This is a genomic window from Caulobacter sp. DWR1-3-2b1 (assembly GCF_049895765.1).
In the GTDB taxonomy this organism is placed as follows: domain Bacteria; phylum Pseudomonadota; class Alphaproteobacteria; order Caulobacterales; family Caulobacteraceae; genus Caulobacter.
Genome location: NZ_JAFCSZ010000004.1, coordinates 52,904 through 67,360, shown reverse-complemented (window position 1 = coordinate 67,360; position 14,457 = coordinate 52,904). Strand labels below are relative to the sequence as shown.

General features: G+C 66.8%; 16 protein-coding genes. 9 read left to right on the top strand and 7 right to left on the bottom strand.

Going from position 1 to position 14,457, the window contains the following annotated elements:
* Positions 1-84 precede the first annotated feature (84 nt).
* The 3 genes from ACP69S_RS05520 to ACP69S_RS05510 all read left to right on the top strand — a co-directional run bounded on the left by ACP69S_RS05520 (position 85) and on the right by ACP69S_RS05510 (position 3,853).
* Positions 85-1,251 (top strand): endo-1,4-beta-xylanase, encoded by a 1,167-nt coding sequence (locus tag ACP69S_RS05520; RefSeq protein WP_425995568.1) that lies wholly within the window; start codon positions 85-87, stop codon positions 1,249-1,251.
* 178 nt (positions 1,252-1,429) lie between these two features.
* Entirely contained in the window at positions 1,430-3,109 is a 1,680-nt protein-coding gene (locus ACP69S_RS05515; RefSeq protein WP_425995567.1) for a glycoside hydrolase family 43 protein, read from the top strand.
* A gap of 222 nt (positions 3,110-3,331) precedes the next feature.
* Positions 3,332-3,853 (top strand): histidine phosphatase family protein, encoded by a 522-nt coding sequence (locus ACP69S_RS05510; RefSeq protein ID WP_425995566.1) that lies wholly within the window; start codon positions 3,332-3,334, stop codon positions 3,851-3,853.
* A 49-nt stretch (positions 3,854-3,902) separates the two neighbouring features.
* On the opposite strand, the gene ACP69S_RS05505 is transcribed toward ACP69S_RS05510, so the two are convergent.
* Entirely contained in the window at positions 3,903-4,445 is a 543-nt protein-coding gene (locus tag ACP69S_RS05505; protein WP_425995565.1) for a TetR/AcrR family transcriptional regulator, read from the bottom strand.
* A 95-nt stretch (positions 4,446-4,540) separates the two neighbouring features.
* Here ACP69S_RS05505 and ACP69S_RS05500 point away from each other — a divergent pair, with 95 nt between their 5' ends.
* Entirely contained in the window at positions 4,541-5,677 is a 1,137-nt protein-coding gene (locus ACP69S_RS05500; RefSeq protein ID WP_425995564.1) for an aldo/keto reductase, read from the top strand.
* A 62-nt stretch (positions 5,678-5,739) separates the two neighbouring features.
* On the opposite strand, the gene ACP69S_RS05495 is transcribed toward ACP69S_RS05500, so the two are convergent.
* The 4 genes from ACP69S_RS05495 to ACP69S_RS05480 form a co-directional block, all read right to left on the bottom strand.
* Complete coding sequence (locus tag ACP69S_RS05495) at positions 5,740-6,228, bottom strand: hypothetical protein (protein WP_425995563.1); 489 nt, start codon at positions 6,226-6,228, stop codon at positions 5,740-5,742.
* Between the two features lie 96 nt (positions 6,229-6,324).
* Positions 6,325-6,684, bottom strand: coding sequence for a response regulator (locus ACP69S_RS05490; protein ID WP_425995562.1), 360 nt, complete (start codon positions 6,682-6,684; stop codon positions 6,325-6,327).
* A 120-nt stretch (positions 6,685-6,804) separates the two neighbouring features.
* Positions 6,805-7,545, bottom strand: coding sequence for a DUF1353 domain-containing protein (locus ACP69S_RS05485; protein ID WP_425995561.1), 741 nt, complete (start codon positions 7,543-7,545; stop codon positions 6,805-6,807).
* A gap of 117 nt (positions 7,546-7,662) precedes the next feature.
* On the bottom strand, positions 7,663-8,115 hold the full coding sequence (locus tag ACP69S_RS05480) for a MaoC family dehydratase (protein ID WP_425995560.1): 453 nt from the start codon (positions 8,113-8,115) through the stop codon (positions 7,663-7,665).
* A gap of 113 nt (positions 8,116-8,228) precedes the next feature.
* Between ACP69S_RS05480 and ACP69S_RS05475 the strand changes: the two genes are divergently transcribed.
* The 4 genes from ACP69S_RS05475 (at position 8,229) to ACP69S_RS05460 (ending at position 12,040) form a co-directional block, all read left to right on the top strand.
* On the top strand, positions 8,229-8,468 hold the full coding sequence (locus ACP69S_RS05475; protein WP_425995559.1) for a hypothetical protein: 240 nt from the start codon (positions 8,229-8,231) through the stop codon (positions 8,466-8,468).
* A gap of 116 nt (positions 8,469-8,584) precedes the next feature.
* Positions 8,585-9,178, top strand: coding sequence for a hypothetical protein (locus ACP69S_RS05470; RefSeq protein ID WP_425995558.1), 594 nt, complete (start codon positions 8,585-8,587; stop codon positions 9,176-9,178).
* Between the two features lie 31 nt (positions 9,179-9,209).
* Positions 9,210-11,375 (top strand): ATP-binding protein, encoded by a 2,166-nt coding sequence (locus ACP69S_RS05465; protein WP_425995557.1) that lies wholly within the window; start codon positions 9,210-9,212, stop codon positions 11,373-11,375.
* Positions 11,372-12,040, top strand: coding sequence for a response regulator (locus ACP69S_RS05460; protein ID WP_425995556.1), 669 nt, complete (start codon positions 11,372-11,374; stop codon positions 12,038-12,040). Before ACP69S_RS05465 ends, ACP69S_RS05460 begins: the two co-directional genes overlap by 4 nt.
* Positions 12,041-12,212: 172 nt before the next feature.
* Here ACP69S_RS05460 and ACP69S_RS05455 read toward each other — a convergent pair whose 3' ends face one another.
* Entirely contained in the window at positions 12,213-12,344 is a 132-nt protein-coding gene (locus ACP69S_RS05455) for a hypothetical protein (protein WP_425995555.1), read from the bottom strand.
* Positions 12,345-12,608: 264 nt separating this feature from the next.
* Here ACP69S_RS05455 and ACP69S_RS05450 point away from each other — a divergent pair, with 264 nt between their 5' ends.
* Complete coding sequence (locus ACP69S_RS05450) at positions 12,609-13,118, top strand: FKBP-type peptidyl-prolyl cis-trans isomerase (protein WP_425995554.1); 510 nt, start codon at positions 12,609-12,611, stop codon at positions 13,116-13,118.
* A 242-nt stretch (positions 13,119-13,360) separates the two neighbouring features.
* Here ACP69S_RS05450 and rutA read toward each other — a convergent pair whose 3' ends face one another.
* On the bottom strand, positions 13,361-14,419 hold the full coding sequence (gene rutA, locus ACP69S_RS05445; RefSeq protein WP_425995553.1) for a pyrimidine utilization protein A: 1,059 nt from the start codon (positions 14,417-14,419) through the stop codon (positions 13,361-13,363).
* Positions 14,420-14,457 lie beyond the last annotated feature (38 nt).

The following is a 14,457-nucleotide window of genomic DNA, read 5'->3' as shown; positions in this document are numbered from 1 at the left end:
TCCGGAGGGCTCGGCTACCTCCAACTCCCTCTTCCCGCGCATCGTCCCTGGCGGTGCGCGTTTTTTTTGAGAAGGCTAAAGGCGATGCGTTCCTTTCCCACGGTCATCTCCCGCCGCAAGGCCCTCGGCCTGGGCGCCGCCGCTGGCGCGATGACCGCCCTGCCGGCTTTGGCCGCGACCACTCTTGCTCAAAGAGGGCCATCCCTGGCCAGCCTCGCGCGCGCCAAGGGCCTGCACTTTGGCAGCGCCGTCGGCGCCGGTCCGGTCGGTTCCCTCACCGGCTCGTTCGAGGACGCCCGCTATCGCCAGATCCTCAAGGACGAGTGCAGCGTGCTCGTGCCCGAGAACGAACTGAAGTGGTACGTGATCCGCGCCGCCGGCCCGCAGGCCTTCAACTTCTCGCGCGCCGACCGCATCGCCGCCTTCGCCAAGGCCAATGGCCAGGCCCTGCGTGGCCACACCCTGGTCTGGCACCACCCGCAGTGGTTCCCCGACTGGATCAAGACCCACGATTTCGGCGCCCAGCCCAAGGCCGCCGCCCAGGCGATGCTGGTCGAGCACATCAACAAGGTCTGCGAGCACTATCCGCAGATGATCTCGTGGGACGTGGTCAACGAGACGGTCGATCCGGCCGACGGCTCAATCCGCAAGACCGTCTTCTCCGACATCCTGGGCCAGCACGAGACCCTGGACCTGTGCTTCCATACCGCCCGCGCCGCCGCCCCCAAGGCCCGGCTGGTCTATAACGACTATATGAGCTGGGAAGTCGGCAATGAGAAGCACCGCTACGGCGTGCTCAAGCTGCTGGAAGGGTTCAGGAAACGCGGCACACCGGTCGACGCGCTGGGCGTCCAGGCCCATATCGGCGCCGAGAACGCCGACAGCTTCACCGGTTTCGGCAAGCCGCAGGAAAAGGAATGGCGGGCGTTCCTCGATGAGGCGACTGGCATGGGCTACGACCTGCTGATCACCGAGTTCGACGTTCACGACAAGGGCCTGACCTACGACTTCGCCCCCCGGGACGCAGCAGTGGCGGCCTATGCCAAGGGGTATCTGGACCTGATGCTGTCCTATCGTCAAACCAAGGAGGTTCTGGCCTGGGGCATGGTCGACAAATATTCCTGGCTGCAGAACCAGTGGCTGCGCGAGGACAAGAAGCCCAAGCGCCCGACGCTGTACGACGACAACTATCAGCCAAAGCCGCTGCGCGAGGCCGTGGCGGCGGCGCTGAAGGCGGCGCCGGTTCGGTGAGCTTGCCTACGCTGGACGCCCCCTCCGTCGCGGCGTCTATCGACACCGCGCCACCTCCCCCGTTTCTCGGGGGAGGAGAATCTTCTCCTGCCCCGCAAAGCGGGGGAGGAGGCGCGATACGGATACGCATCGTGACGGAGGGGGCGTCCCGGCCTGTCCGACTATCTGGAGTACACAGATGATCCGCTCTGCCCTGATCGCTCTGGCTTTGACGGCGACCGCCGCTGCGACGGCCCAGGCCGCGCCGAAACCCGGCACGGCGGCGTTCACCAACTTCACCTATGAAGGCGCAGACCCTGTCGACGCCCAGGTCGCCCTCGCCCCCGGCCAGTACCGCAACCCGATCCTGAAGGGCTTCTATCCCGACCCCAGCATCACCCGGGTGGGCGGCGACTATTATCTGGTCAATTCGACCTTCGCCTATTTCCCCGGCCTGCCGGTCTGGCACTCGACCGACCTCGTCCACTGGAAGCAGATCGGCAACGCCATCGACCGCCCCGGCATGCTGGACTTCAAGCGTCTGGGCCTGTCGCGGGCCGTGTTCGCGCCGGCTATCGAGGAGCATGAGGGGACGTTCTACATCCTCAACACCTGCGTCGATTGCCAGGGCAATTTCCTGATCACCGCCAAGGATCCCAAGGGGCCGTGGTCGGATCCGGTGTGGCTGCCGACCGTGGGCGGCATCGACGCCTCGCTGTTCTTCGACGACGACGGCCGCGCCTGGATACTGAACAATGACGATCCCCCCGGCCTGGCCGAATATCAGGGCCACCGCGCCATCTGGATCCAGGAATACGATCCCAAGGCCAAGGTCACGATCGGCCCGCGCACCGTGCTGCTGGACAAGGGCGTCGATCCCTCGACCAAGCCGATCTGGCCCGAGGGGCCGCACATCACCAAGAAGGACGGCTGGTACTATCTGACCGCCGCCGAGGGCGGCACGGCCGAGGGCCACAGCCAGGTGGCCCTGCGCGCCAAAAGCGTGCTGGGGCCTTATGTTCCGTACAAGAACAACCCGATCCTGACCCAGCGCGGCCTGCCCAAGGACCGGATGCTGCCAATCACCTCGGCCGGTCACGCCGATCTGGTGGATACGCCCGACGGCAAGTGGTGGGCGACGTTCCTGGCCGTCCGGCCCTATGGCGACGACCTCTACAACACCGGCCGCGAAACCTTCTTGCTGCCGGTCGAGTGGAAGGACGGCTGGCCGGTGATCCTCGAGAACGGCAAGACCATCCCCTATGTGGCGACGGCCCCGAACCTGCCCGCGCCAAAGGTCCTGCCGCCGCCCACCACCGGCGCCTTCAAGGCGGTGGAGACCTTCAAGGGCCCGGACCTGCCGCTGAACTGGATGACCATCCGCATTCCCACCGAGCGTTGGTGGTCGGTGGGGAAGGGCGCCCTGACCCTGCAGGCCCGCCCCGACAAGCTGGCCGACCAGCCCTCGTTCTGGGGCCGCCGCCAGCAGCACATCAACGCCTCGGCCCAAGTGCGGGTCAGTTTCGCACCAAGGGCCGACGGCGACCGCGCGGGCCTGACGGCGCTGCAGAGCGACGAGTTCTTCTACTTCCTGGGCGTGGTGCGCTCGGGCGGCAAGCCGGTCCTGCGACTGGAGCGCAGGGCCGGGGCGAGCGACCCGGTCGACGGTGTCGTGGTCGCTGAGACGCCCCTGACGGGCGCCGGCCCTGTGGACCTGAAGATCACCGCTCGGGCCGGCGAGTACGACTTCGCCTATGCCGTGAAGCCGGGGAACTGGAAGGTTCTCAAGGCCGGGGCGGACGGCACGATGCTGAGCACCAAGAAGGCCGGCGGGTTCGTCGGGGCGATGTTCGGTGTCTATGCGAGCGGCGCGAAGTAGCGCCTCAATCGCTCTTCTCCTGCCCCGCTTGCGGGGGAGGGAGCGTCCGACGCTGGCCGCGCGGCGGCCCGGCTTGTCGGTTCGGGCGCCCACGGCTGGAGCCCTTTCCGACCTGATGGCTTCATCAGGGTCGGGCGAAAAGGGCTCCAAATCAGAAGTTTAGAGCATTTTTCGATCCGATAACCGTTCCACACTTATCGGAAAATGCTCTAGGCTCGGCGGATGATCCGCCACATCGTTGCTATTGCCCTCGCGCCCGCCCTGTTTGCCTCCTCTGCTATGGCCCAGACTGTGGTGATCGTCCGCCACGGCGAGAAGGTCGCGCCCAAGGGCGACCCCGACCTGTCGGCGGCCGGCCGGGCCCGCGCCCAGGCTCTGGCCCAGGCCCTGTCGGGCGCCCGCATCGCCATGGTTCTGGCCACCCCGCTCAAGCGCACCCAGCAGACGGCGCAGCCAGCCGCCCAGGCCGCTGGCGTCACGGTGGTCCCCGCGCCCTTCGACGGCGGCGACGCGGCCCACGCCCAGCGCCTCGCCGGCCAGGCCCGCACGGCCCCGACCGACGCCACGGTCCTGATCGTTGGCCACAGCAACACCGTCGCCGACATCGCCAAGGCCCTCGGCGACACCGCCGCTCAAGCCCCGACTGACTGTGAGTACGACCAGATCACGGTCATCCAACTCGCCGGCTCGGCCGCGCCGAAAGTGGTGCATGCACGGTATGGGGTTCCGACGCCGGCGTGCTGAGGGGGGCGGACGAAAGTCCGACCCTTGGATGGACTTTCACGTTCGCTTTTTAGCCCGGCAAGGCCGGCCAGGCGCGCAGGGCGCCGCTAACGATCGCAAGAAGTGCGGCTCGGTCGGCTCCGTCCCGCGCAAGAACTGACATGCCCTGAATAACCGCCATGACCAGACCCGACAGCTCGGCCGGGTCCGTCGCCGGCGGCATTGCGCCTTTCGCGATGTCCTGCTCGATCCGCGCTCGCAGGCAGGCCTGGACGCCGCGACGGATGTCCGCCACGGCCTGCTGCACATCAGCCGAGCCCGCCGAACCGCTGGCCGTCGCACTGGCCAGCAGGCAGCCGCTGGGCGTATCCTCGCCGGTGTAGGCGAAGGCGGCGCTGGTCATCAGGTCTCGCGCGGCGTCGCATGCGGTCGGCGCCACGCCGACGGCGTCAGCCATCATCTTCGGGTCGCCCGCATAGAGACGGACCGCCTCCAGGAATAGCTGCTTCTTGTCTCCGAAGGCCGTGTAGAGGCTGGGCGTGGTGACACCCATCGCCGCCGTTAGATCGGTGATCGAAGTGGTCTCATAGCCGTGTCGCCAGAAGGTGAGCATCGCTTGTCGCAGCGCGACGTCGCGGTCAAAAGAGAGCGGACGGCCCGGCCGGCGTGGCGGATCGGAATTTTTCATATCGATCACTATGAAACACCTTGACCGTTCCGCGCAAGAGGGTCATCAGGTTTCGTATCAACCGCTATGAAAGCCACATCATGTCGCTTACCACCTTTCGCACATTGGGCCGCTCCGGCTTGGTTGTCAGTCCTTTGGCCCTTGGGACGATGACGTTCGGCCCGGGCGAGTGGGGCGCCGACGAAGCGGATTCGCGTAAGATATTTGAGGCTTATCGTAGCGCCGGGGGAAACTTCGTCGATACCGCCGACATCTATTCCGGGGGCGAGAGCGAGCGCCTCGTCGGCCAGTTCATAAGAGAGACCGGATCGCGAGACGAAATCGTTTTGGCGACAAAGTTTGCCTTCAATGGGTCGGCCAGCCCCCTGACGGCGACCCGGGAAGGAGGCGGCAACCCGAACGCCGGCGGCGCGGGAGCCAAGAACATTCACCGAGCGCTCGACGCATCGCTGAAGCGGTTGGGGACCGACTATATCGACCTCTACTGGATGCATATCTGGGATGGCGTCACGCCCGTCGAAGAGATCGTTCAGACGCTCGGCGACCTCGTTCGAGCCGGAAAGATCCGCTACTACGCCCTGTCGGACATGCCGGCCTGGTTGGCCATGAAGGCCGCCACCATCGCTGCTGAACGGCGCGTGCCGGGCCCGATAGCGATCCAGGTCGAATATTCTCTCGTCGCCCGCGATGTCGAAGCCGAGCACTTCCCGGCGGCGGGGGAAGCCGGAATGGGTGTCGTGCCGTGGAGCCCGCTGGCTGGCGGTTTCCTGACCGGCAAATACCGACGGGAAGACACCACAAACAGCGGGCGCCTCAGCGGAGCCAACCCGTTCGGCCAGAGCAAGTTCGCTGACCGCAACTGGGTCGTGCTCGACACGTTGCGATCTGTCGCCGACGAAGCCGACCGGCCGTTGGCGCAGGTTGCGCTGCGGTGGGTCATGCAGCGTCCCGGCGTCGCCTCGACGTTGATCGGGGTGCGTAACGTCGCCCAACTGGCCGGCAATATCGCTGCGTTGGAATTTGAACTCAGCGACGATCAGATGTCGCGTCTCGACGCCGCCAGCGCCCCTGAGCCGGGATTCACCGCTGGGTTAGCGGCGCCGATGATCCGTCGCATGGTGTTTGGGGGCAACGACGTGTCAGGCTGGCTTGAGTAACGGCAAACACTGCGATCCCGTCTCAGGGCGCGTGACGATAAGATCAAGCACGCGGTCGGTCGCTATTGCGAGAACAGGGTCAGGCTGTGGCTGGGACCTGAGATCACGACGCCATTCTCTGGCGTTCGCGTGATGCTGACCGCGTCATCCAGAGCCCGGAAAACCTCCGAAAGGCGGGGCGGCAATCCGATGGCGCAGACGGGCGGCGGCGGCGAGCCTGCGGGCGCCGGGGGCAGGGTGGATCCGAACGAAATCATCTGACCGTCGACGCGGTAGTTACGCGCCATCCCGGCGCATCGCGGCTGCCACCACAGCTGCTGATCGTCACCCGTCAGCGACAACCCGATCGGCTCATCCAGCGAAAGGCCATCGATCCCCGCAACGCGCCATTCGCCAGCCAGACTGCTGACCTGCGCGAAAGGTGCGGCGGTAGGCGGCGAGGCCGGCTGCCGAGTTTCGGTTGCGGGATCGGTCCGGTCTGCCGGCGCCTGGGTGGGTTGTTCGCAAGCCGCCACCCCGAGGCACAAGAGCAGCAGGATAGATCGGAGCATCCTCGTTACACCTGTGCAGAGCCGCGACGCCTGTCCGCAACAGGTCGAACATGCCGGAGCAGGCCCGACAAGACCAGACGCCCTGAGCCCCGCCCCCTAAGCCGCCGTCTGGATCGCCATCTGGCACGCCCGCGCCAAGCGCATCGGCGAGACCGGCTTTTCCACCACCGGGATGGTGCTGCGGCTGGAGATCGAGCAGGCGTTGCCGGTGACATAGACCACCGGGATGGGGCCAAGATGGGCCATGATCGCCGAGACGGCGTCCTCGCCGGTGCCGCCCACGATGCGGTAGTCGGCGGTGATCAGGTCGGGCTTGCGGCGGAGAGCCAGATCAAGCGCCTCACGGGCGTTGTCGGCCACATCGATCGAGGTGAAGCCCTGCTCTCGAAGCAAGGCTTCGACTTCCAGGGCGATCAGGATCTCATCTTCGATAATCAGTGCGTGACGTGGGACCATCTCATGCAGCCTGTTACGAACATCCCCTGACAACACTCAGCCGACTGATTCCAAGCAAAGGCAAGTGCCACGTGATTCCAGCGCCATGGCGGGGCTGCGGCGTAAGGTCACCGGCGGGCGCTATTTCTTGCGGTCGTCGCCCCAGGGCAGCCTTTGCTTGACCTGGTCCAGCGGCGTCTTGGTCACCACCACGGGGGGCGGCACATAGACGCTCGGGGCCTTGACCGGATAGGCGCGCCAGCCGCTCTGGATCAGGGCGCCGAAGCCCTGGCAGCGCGGCAGGACCCGAACCGCCCCGGTGCGCGGCCTGGCGAAGGGCGCCGGCTGGCGCAGTTCCTGGCGCTTGGGATCGATGAACCACCAGTCGCCAGGCAGGCCATAGCCCCTCTCGCCGCCGGCCCGCACGGCCTGGTAGGCGATGTTGGCGTGGAACGGCGAGACGCCGTAGCGCAGCATGGCCCGGTAGAAGATGGCGTCGGCCTCCTCGCGCTTGCCCGGCTCACCCACGGCATAGAGCCAGTCATGGACGATGGCGGCGCGGGCGGTCGGGCCCTGTGGGTCGATGAAGCCCTGGCCGTACCAAGGCACGCTGGCAAAGTCGGTGACGTACCAGCGCGGCACGACGACGACCTTGCCGGTCTCGACGTCGCAATAGGGGAACTCGGCGTCGAGGGTGAACAGCTTGCGGCCGGCCTTGGTCTGGTTGAACAGCACCACCGGCTGCGGCGTCAGCGAGCTGGGCGGGGTTGGCGCGACCACGGGGATATAGACCGTCTCATGGGTCTCGGTCGCGCAGCCGGCGAGGACCAGGGCTCCCAGCAGGGCGGAGGCGGCGAGGAGGGCGGTTCTGATCGGGGGCAAGGCGGTCTTCGGACAGGGTCGTGACGAGAGCCGCCTATAGCACCGTTTGCGTGGCTCTTTCGAGGCGGCATGGAGTGCGCAGGTGTGCGGCCGCGCTGGCTGCTCAGGCCTTGGGCTTCAAGCCTTGAAGGGGCGACGACGACGCGGCACGCGAACGGTCGCCTCGCCATCCATTACCAGCGCCTCGCCGACGAAGGCCTCGCAGCGCAGGACCACCCGGGCGCTGGCTTCGTCGATGGCCGCAACGGTGACGCGCGAGACCACCTCGTCGCCGATCCGCACCGGTTTGTGGAAGGCCATCGTCTGGCCAAGATAGATCGCGCCGGCGCCGGGCAGGATGGTGCCGACCACGGCCGATCCGAACGAGGCCGACAAAAGGCCGTGGGCGATGCGTCCGCGATAGGCGGTCCGCGACGCGAAGGCCTCGTCCATATGCACGGGATTGAAGTCGTCAGAGGCCTCGGCAAACCGCTGGATGCGCTCCTGCGTGACGATGACGCGCTTCTCGGCGACCATCCCGACGACGAGCTCTTCCAGGATATAGCCGCCCGAGAGATGAGGTTGGATCATACCGGGCGGTTAGCGGTGATGGGGCGTTGTGGCCAGTAAAAATGCGTTGGATTGGCCCCCAGCTCAGTCGCGTCAGGGATGGAACTTTGGCCTTAGACGCGCACTTTAGGGCGATGACCGATCTAAACAGCGCCAGCCTTGCCGATATCACTGCGGCGGGCTTGGATCCCGCAATTGTTCGCGAGGTCGGTTTCTGGCGTCCCTACCAGTCCTGGGACCAGCTGCTTTTGGTGGGCGGCGTCGATGAGGCCGCGCTGGAGCGGCTCAAGAGCCAGGGCTTTGAGATCAACTCGCCAAACCATGACGCCCTGACGCTGCCCAAGCCCTTCAAGCTCTCGGTCGATGAGCGCTAGACTCGCGGTTCGTCGAGGTCTCTGTTCCCGCCAGTCACAACCGTAGGTTCGAAACCTCTTCTACGCGCTCCGCTGAGCGGCGTGGCGCCAAAAGGACCGCGCATGACCTGTTCCAGGTGCAACAGTCGCAGACCGGGCGCAAGGGATTGTGGCGGGTCGCGGTCTGGGGTGGGGCGGGGGCCTTTCTGCTGGCGCCGCTCATCGCCGGGCGGTTCACCGACGAGGTGAACTGGACCGGCTTCGACTTCGCTATCATGGGCGCGGTGATGGCGGTACCGCTGGCGATCCTGGAGCTGACCTTGCGGGCGACGGGCAGTCTGGCCTATCGGGCCGCCGTGGTCGTCGCCCTGGGCGCGGCTTTCCTGCTGACCTGGGTCAACCTCGCGGTCGGCATCACCGGCAACGAGAACAACCCCCTCAACCTGATGTTCTTCGGCGTGCTGGCGGTCGGGCTCGTCGGAGCGGTCGTCGCAGGCTTCAAGTCCGGCGCCATGGCCCGCGCCATGGCAGGGGCTGGCCGCCGTGGTTGGCGCGATCGCGGGACACCCGGTTGTCGTTTTTACCGGCGTCTTCGTCCTGATCTGGCTGGCCTCCGCCTGGTTGTTCCACAAGGCGGCGCGCGAGCAGGTGGCGGGGCCCGCGTAAACCCCCTGAACAGGGGTAGTCGAACGCGGTTCTGCGGGTGGACGGCGGCGGGCCAATGCCTCTAGGCTTGGCCAAGGTTCGGCGGGGCCATTCCCTATGCGGGTTTCATCTCCCAGCACCCTCCTGCTGGGGGTGGTGTTCTTCTGTATCGCGGCGGCGCTGGCGGCGATCAGCCTGGCGACGGCTCCGGCCTGGCTGGGGCTGAGCGTTCACGCGTCCGAAGCGACGGAGCCGCTGGTCGTGCGCGGCCTCGATCCCAGAGGCCCTGCGACCGTCGCGGGGATCAAGGCTGGCGAGCGCCTGATCGCCGTGGTCGCCCCCGACGGCAGCCAGACGCCTCTGACCGGCGACATGCTCGACGAGGATGACAGCCCCACCCAGACGGCGGCCGACGCAGGCATGCGTCGCCACGACATCGCCGCCGAAGCGCTCAAGGCCCGCCCCCTGCGCCTGAAGGTGCGGGACGTCGCCGGGGTTAGCCGGATCGTCACCCTGGACGACCGCCCAAGACCGCTTTTCAGCCTTGGCGCGGAGTTCTGGGCCAACCTGTCGTTTGGCCTGATCGCCGCCCTGATCTGCGGCTGGGTATGGGCGCTGCGACCGCTGGAGCTGGCCACCCAGCTGTTCGCCCTGACCGGCCTGTCGATGCTGGCCTTCACCTTGGGCTGGGCCGTGCATTCGCCGCAGGAGCTGGCCATGGACACCGCCCTGCTGGGGCCGGTGATGTGGCTGAACATGGCGGGAGCCGTGGCCTATGGCGGGGCGATGATCGCCTTCTTCCTCTGCTATCCCAAGCGGCTGGTTCCGGCCCCGGTGCTCTTGCTGACGGCCCCCGCCGCCGTGGCCCTGTGGGCGGCCATGCCGCTGCTGCCGGGCAATCCCAGCATCTCCGCCATGGGTCAGGGCTTCACCGTGGTGGAGATGGCCCTGATCGTCGTGGCCATCGGCGTCCAGGCCTTGGCCAGCCGCAAGGACCCCGCCGCCATGGCCGCCACCCGGTGGCTGGGCCTGTCGGTGATCATCGGGGCCGGCGCCTTCATCGCCTCGGTCGCCACGCCCGCCATGATCGGGCGCGAGGCCCTGATCGACCCGCGCTTCGCCCTGGGCTTCTTCGTGATCATCTATGTCGGCATGGCCGTGGGCCTGAGGCGGCACAAGCTGTTCGAGCTGGACCAGTGGGCGTTCCGGATCCTGTTCTATCTGGGCGCCGGTATCGCCTTGCTGGTGCTGGACGCCGTGCTGCTGGCGGTGCTGCGCTACAGCCCCCAGGCCTCGCTGGGCGCCGCCTTGCTGGTCGTGGCCTTCGCCTATCTGCCGTTCCGCGACGTGCTGTGGCGGCGCACCGTGGCCCGGCGCACGATGAAGGATCACGAGATGTTCGCCGCCGTCGCCCAGGTGGCCCTGACCCATCAGGCCCCGGCCCGCGAGGCCGCCTGGCGCGACCTGCTGGCGCGGGTCTACGAGCCGCTGGAGGTAGCGACCTCGCCCTCGGTGGCCGCCCGGGCCGAAATCGTCGACGAGGGCGTGGCCATGAGCTTGCCGCCGGCCGCCGGCGCCCCGGCCCTGCTGCTGCGTTTCCCCGCCCGGGGGAGGGGGCTGTTCGGCACGGCCCAGGTGCAGCTGGCCGACCAGCTGGTCACCCTGCTGGCCCAGATCGAGCAGGGCCGCGACGCCTATGCCCGAGGCGTGGTCGAGGAGCGTCTGCGGATCGCCCGCGACCTGCACGACGACGTCGGCGCGCGCCTCTTGTCAGGCCTGCACCGCAAGGAGCTGAACCAGACCCACGAGGCCATGCGCGGGGCCATCGGCGACCTGCGTGCCATCGTCTCGGGCCTGTCGGGCCACGAACTGCCGCTGGACGAGGTGCTGGCCGACCTGCGCCACGAGACCGCCGAGCGCCTGGCCGCCGCCGGCCTCTCACTGGACTGGCCGCCGCCCGACCTGGGCGAGCCCAGCGTGCCGGCCCCCTATCGCGTCTACAAGAATCTGACCTCGGCCTGTCGCGAGGTGATCTCCAACGCCATTCGCCACGCGGACGCCGGCAAGGTCGCCGTCACCGTCCTGCATACGAAAGAGCGTCTGGAAATGACCATCAGCGACGACGGCGTCGGCCTGCCGCGCGAGCCTGGCGGACGTCGCAGCGGCCTGGCCAATCTGGAGCGACGGCTAGGCGAGATCGGCGGCGTGGTCGCCTTCCCCGAGACCGCCAAGGGCACGGCCGTGCGGCTGACCGTGCCGCTGGACGGCGGGGCGCCGGCATGACGGCCGCCCCCGCCACGGCTCTGGTCCTGGAGGACCAGACCGAGACCCGTCAGCATCTGCTTTCGGCCCTCGCCTCGGCCTTCCCCGGCATCGACGCCCGGGGCGCGGGCGATCTGCGCACGGCCCGCGACCTGCTGGACCCTGTGGCCGGCCCGCCCTGGACGCCGGACCTTGCTTTGGTGGATCTGGTCCTGCCCGACGGCAGCGGTATCGACCTGCTGCGCCAGATCGCCGAGCGGCCGGGCGACACCCGGGCGGTGGTTGTGACCATCTATGCCGACGACAACCACCTGTTCGACGCCATCGCCGCTGGAGCTTGCGGCTATCTGCTCAAGGACATGGGGGCCGACGACCTGGTGCGCTACCTGCGCCGGCTAGAGGAGCGCGAGACACCGCTGTCGCCGGCCATCGCCCGCCGCATGCTGGGCTATTTTCGCGACAAGCCCCGCGTGCTGGAAAGTCTGGAACCCGCCGCCGCCCTGACCCCGCGCGAGACCGAGGTTCTGCGCCTGATCGGCCGGGGCCTGCGCTCGGGCGAAGCGGCCAAGGTGATGGGCGTCGCCGAGCAGACCGTCGCGGGGTACGTCAAGGCGATCTACCGCAAACTCAACATCTGCTCGCGGGCGGAGGCAGCGCTGGAAGCGGCGAGAAGGGGGTTGGTTTGAGCGCCGTGGGCCTGTGTCGAGCGCGGGACGCCCCCTCCGTCACGCTGCGTATTCGCGCCATGCCACCTCCCCGTTTTACGGGGGAGGTGACGCGCCGCGAATACGCAGCGTGACGATGGGGCGTCCCAGCGCCCCTCGTCACGTCGAAATTCCGAGAAAAAGCGTTGAGCCGCTAGATACGCAGCTGTGAAACGCCGGCCGTCATGACGACGGCGATCATCACCCAGCCCGCGGCCAGGGCGAACATCGGATAGCGCTGCCACCAGTGGCGTTGTGCGGCGCAGGCGCCGGTATGTTTAGGCATGACTTACCTCCGCCTCTTGCTTGGCTGGACGATCCAGGCGGCAATTGTGACCTAAAACGGATATTAATGCTTGGTTAATATTGGTCACATTCTCGACAAGTCGCCGTGAAACAACAACGAGCGCGTTCATCCAACTCGCCCGGTAGGGGAAATTTGGCATCAACCTGTTGATACATATACGTTTTATGTGTCATCTAAGGTTGCGTCACTGTGAAGACCGCCTAGTCTACCGCTCCGAAAAAAGATTCTTGGTCAGGACCCCGAATGCTTCGTTTTGCCTGTTTGACCCTTGGTTTGACTCTGGCGATGGGGGGAATCGCCGCCGCCCAGGCGCCCGCGGCCGCGCCGCCGGTCAGCGCTCCGCCCGCCGCGACGGCCACCGCGACGGCGGGTCAGACCTTCCTGGCGACCAACGCCAAGGCCCCCGGCGTCGTCGTTCTGCCCTCGGGTCTGCAGTACAAGGTCGTAGCCTCGGGCCCCGAATCCGGTCCCTCGCCCAGGCCGGGCGACATCATCAAGGTCCACTACGAAGGCAAGCTGCTGGACGGCACGGTGTTCGACAGCTCTTTCGAGCGCAAGCAGTCGGCGATCATGCCGCTGGACGGTCTGGTCCAGGCCTGGCTCGAGGCCCTGCCGATGATGAAGGTCGGCGACGAGTGGGTGCTCTACGTGCCGCCCGCCCTGGGCTATGGCGACCGCGACGTCGGCCCGATCCCGGCGGGCAGCGTGATGACGTTCCGGCTGCAACTGCTGGGCATGCTGGCGGTGGATTGATGAAGGGCGCGACGTCCTCCCCCTAGAGCCCTTTCCGATCTGATGGCTTCATCAGGGTCGGGCGAAAAAGGCTCTAAATCAGCAGTCTAGAGCATTTTTCGATCCGATAACCGTTTCACACTTATCGGAAAATGCTCTAGCGGGGGAGGTGTCGCCGCAGGCGACGGAGGGGGAAGTGACGGCAGTCATTGCCGACTACCCCCACCGGCCTGCGGCCGCCTTCCCCTTCAGGGGGAGGATCTTTACTTCCGGCTCGTCATCAGCGGCTGGATCTTCGTCCCGAAGTTCTCCACCCCCTCGACGAAGTCGTCGAAGGTCAGCAGCACCCCGGCCGTGCCCGGCGTCGCCGCGACCTCGTCCAGCATCCGCGCCACGCTCTCATAGGATCCCACCAGCGTGCCCATGTTGAGGTTCACCGCCGACTCCGGCGCCGCCAGCTGGGCCGTGTTGGTGGTCGAACCCGCCGCAGCGTTGGGGGCCGCCTGCTGGGTCAGCCAAGCCAGGGCCTCCTGATCGGCGCCCTCGCGATAGAGCTGCCACTTGGCCATGGCCTTCTCGTCGGTCTCGTCGGCGATGATCATGAACAGGATGAAGCTGGCCACGTCCCGGCCGGTCTTCTCGGCGGCGGCCTTCAGGCGGTCATTGACCGAGGCGAAGGCGGTGGGGGTGTTGGTCCCCTTGCCCAAGGCGAAGCTGTAATCGGCATATTGCGCCGTGAAGGCTAGGCCCTCGTTGGAAGAGCCCGCGCAGATCAGCTTGGTTTCCTTGGGATGCGGGCTGACCCGGCAGTCGTCCATCTGGAAGTACTTGCCCTTGAAGTTGGAAACCCCGGTCTCCAGCAGGTCCTTCAGCACGGTCGTGTATTCGGCCAGGTAGTTATAGCGGTCGGTATAGTGCGCCTCGCCCGGCCACAGGCCCATCTGGCTATATTCGGCCTTCTGCCATCCAGTCACCAGGTTCAGGCCAAAGCGGCCCGGGGCGATGGAGTCGATGGTCGAGGCCATCCGCGCGGCGATGGCCGGCGGGATGGTCAGGGTGGCGACGGTGGCGAAGATCTTGATCTTCGATGTCACGGCCGCCAGGCCGGCCATCAGGGTGAAGCTTTCGAGATTGTGCTCCCAGAACTGAGTCTTGCCCCCAAAACCGCGCAACTTGATCATCGAGAGCGCGAAGTCGAAGCCGTATTTCTCGGCCTTCTGGGTGATGGTCTTGTTCAGCTCGAAGCTGGGCATGTACTGCGGCGAAGTCTCGGAGATGAGCCAGCCGTTGTTGCCGATGGGGATGAAGACGCCGACCTGCATGGGATTATTGCCCCCTTCTTTCACGTGAAGTGCCATCC